Annotated in this window: 1 tRNA gene and 2 rRNA genes (1 of these 3 running past the window's edge); all 3 read left to right on the top strand. The window is 55.3% G+C overall.

Annotated elements, in window-relative coordinates:
* Positions 1–2,831: ribosomal RNA gene (locus KP010_RS22200) — 23S ribosomal RNA — on the top strand; it begins 23 nt to the left of the window's first position.
* A gap of 81 nt (positions 2,832–2,912) precedes the next feature.
* Positions 2,913–3,027 (top strand): 5S ribosomal RNA (rrf, locus tag KP010_RS22205).
* A gap of 139 nt (positions 3,028–3,166) precedes the next feature.
* Positions 3,167–3,243 (top strand) — tRNA-Met (locus KP010_RS22210).

Consider the following 3,243-nt stretch of genomic DNA (forward strand, 5'->3'; position numbering starts at 1 on the left):
GGTGGATGCCTTGGCGCTGAGAGGCGATGAAGGACGTGGTACGCTGCGATAAGCCGTGGGGAGCTGCGAACAAGCTTTGATCCGCGGATTTCCGAATGGGGAAACCCACCTTCGATCTCTGTTAATCCGAGGAAATCTCCGGCCTGCACAAAGGCTCGGGATTTTCGTGCGGCGTTTGGCAAGTCTGAAGACGCATGTCCTCGGACTAGCAGAGATCATGAGAAGGTATTTGTATCTGAATACATAGGATACAAAGGCAAACCTGGGGAACTGAAACATCTAAGTACCCAGAGGAAAGGACATCAACGAGACTCCGTTAGTAGTGGCGAGCGAACGCGGACCAGGCCAGTTCTTGTGTGCTTCTAATCAGAACCGATTGGAAAGTCGGGCCGTAGTGGGTGACAGCCCCGTATGGATTTCGAAGCATGGAAGACATGAGTAGGGCGGGACACGTGCAATCCTGTCTGAAGATGGGGAGACCACTCTCCAAGCCTAAGTACTCCTCAGCGACCGATAGTGAACCAGTACCGTGAGGGAAAGGTGAAAAGCACCCCGACGAGGGGAGTGAAACAGTTCCTGAAACCGGATACCTACAAACAGTAGGAGCCCAAGGTTCGTCCTGGGTGACTGCGTACCTTTTGTATAATGGGTCAGCGACTTAAAGTAACGAGCAAGCTTAAGCCGATAGGCGTAGGCGCAGCGAAAGCGAGTCTGAACAGGGCGTTCAGTTCGTTGCTTTAGACCCGAAACCGAGTGATCTAGCCATGAGCAGGTTGAAGGTGCAGTAACATGCACTGGAGGACCGAACCGGTGTCTGTTGAAATAGACTCGGATGACTTGTGGTTAGGGGTGAAAGGCCAAACAAACTCGGAAATAGCTGGTTCTCCGCGAAAGCTATTTAGGTAGCGCCTCGCACGAATACTCCAGGGGGTAGAGCACTGGATGGGCTAGGGGGTCCCACAGACTTACCAAACCTAACCAAACTCCGAATACCTGGAAGTACTATGCGGGAGACACACAGTGGGTGCTAACGTCCATTGTGGAGAGGGAAACAACCCAGACCAACAGCTAAGGCCCCCAATTCGTGGCTAAGTGGGAAAGGATGTAGAAATCCCAAAACAACCAGGAGGTTGGCTTAGAAGCAGCCATCCTTTAAAGAAAGCGTAACAGCTCACTGGTCTAAATAAGGGTTTCCGCGCCGAAGATGTACCGGGGCTCAAGCCACGAGCCGAAGCTTTGGGCTCGCCGCAAGGCGAGCGGTAGCGGAGCGTTCCGTAAGCCCGTGAAGGGACAGCCGTGAGGCATCCTGGAGGTATCGGAAGTGCGAATGCTGACATGAGTAACGAGAAACACTGTGAAAGACAGTGTCGCCGAAAGTCCAAGGGTTCCTGCGTAAAGTTAATCTTCGCAGGGTTAGCCGGCCCCTAAGGCGAGGCCGAAAGGCGTAGTCGATGGGAACCACGTTAATAATCGTGGGCCAGCAGGTGGTGACGCGTGGGGTAAATCGTTCGGACTTACTGGATTGTCCGGGCGGTGAACCCGCGCCAGGAAATAGCCCCTGCATCAGACCGTACCCGAAACCGACACAGGTGGACAGGTAGAGTATACCAAGGCGCTTGAGAGAATGACGCTGAAGGAACTCGGCAATTTACCTCCGTAACTTCGGAATAAGGAGGCCTTCCGTTCGCGCAAGCGGGCGGGAGGGGCACAGACCAGGGGGTGGCAACTGTTTACCAAAAACACAGGGCTCTGCGAAATCGCAAGATGACGTATAGGGTCTGACGCCTGCCCGGTGCCGGAAGGTTAAGAGGAGGTGTGCAAGCACCGAATTGAAGCCCCGGTAAACGGCGGCCGTAAATATAACGGTCCTAAGGTAGCGAAATTCCTTGTCGGGTAAGTTCCGACCTGCACGAATGGCGTAATGACTTCCCCGCTGTCTCCAGCGTCAGCTCAGTGAAATTGAATTCCCCGTGAAGATGCGGGGTTCCTGCGGTCAGACGGAAAGACCCCGTGCACCTTTACTGTAACTTTGCACTGGCATTCGTGTCGGCATGTGTAGGATAGGTGGTAGGCGTTGAAGCATGGGCGCCAGCTCGTGTGGAGCCACCCTTGAAATACCACCCTTATCGTCATGGATGTCTAACCGCGCTCCGTCATCCGGGGCCGGGACAGTGCATGGTAGGCAGTTTGACTGGGGCGGTCGCCTCCCAAAGAGTAACGGAGGCGCGCGATGGTGGGCTCAGAGCGGTCGGAAATCGCTCGTCGAGTGCAATGGCATAAGCCTGCCTGACTGCGAGACAGACAAGTCGAGCAGAGACGAAAGTCGGTCATAGTGATCCGGTGGTCCCTCGTGGAAGGGCCATCGCTCAACGGATAAAAGGTACGCCGGGGATAACAGGCTGATAACCCCCAAGAGTCCATATCGACGGGGTTGTTTGGCACCTCGATGTCGGCTCATCACATCCTGGGGCTGGAGAAGGTCCCAAGGGTTCGGCTGTTCGCCGATTAAAGTGGTACGTGAGCTGGGTTCAGAACGTCGTGAGACAGTTCGGTCCCTATCTGCCGTGGGTGTCGGAGAATTGAGAGGATTTGTCCCTAGTACGAGAGGACCGGGATGAACATACCTCTGGTGGACCTGTTGTGGCGCCAGCCGCAGTGCAGGGTAGCTATGTATGGACGGGATAACCGCTGAATGCATCTAAGCGGGAAACCCACCTCGAAACGAGTTCTCCCTCGAGAGCCGTGGAAGACGACCACGTCGATAGGCCGGGTGTGGAAGCGCGGCAACGCGCGGAGCTTACCGGTACTAATAGCTCGATCGGCTTGATCGTTCTCATTAATCCATGCCCATCTTCCCAGATGGCGCGATCGAAAGACCAATCACAGTTTGCTTCAAACTTGCCCTTTGCCGGCCTGGTGGCCTCGGCGGAGCGATCAGACCCGATCCCATCCCGAACTCGGCCGTCAAACGCTTCAGCGCCAATGGTACTATGTCTCAAGACCTGGGAGAGTAGGTCGTCGCCAGGCCTGCAAAGGGCAAGAGTTTCCTTATCTACGATGTGCGAATGGGGAGTAGCGAAGAGCGAGTAGACGATATCTATTCGCCATTCGCTACTCCCCTTTCTCGTCTTCGGCCCGCTCCGTAGAGAGCGGCCGTTGTCCTTGGCGCGGGGTGGAGCAGCCCGGTAGCTCGTCAGGCTCATAACCTGAAGGTCACAGGTTCAAATCCTGTCCCCGCAACCA

The organism is Methylosinus sp. KRF6, assembly GCF_018887255.1.
GTDB classification, from domain to species: domain Bacteria; phylum Pseudomonadota; class Alphaproteobacteria; order Rhizobiales; family Beijerinckiaceae; genus Methylosinus; species Methylosinus sporium.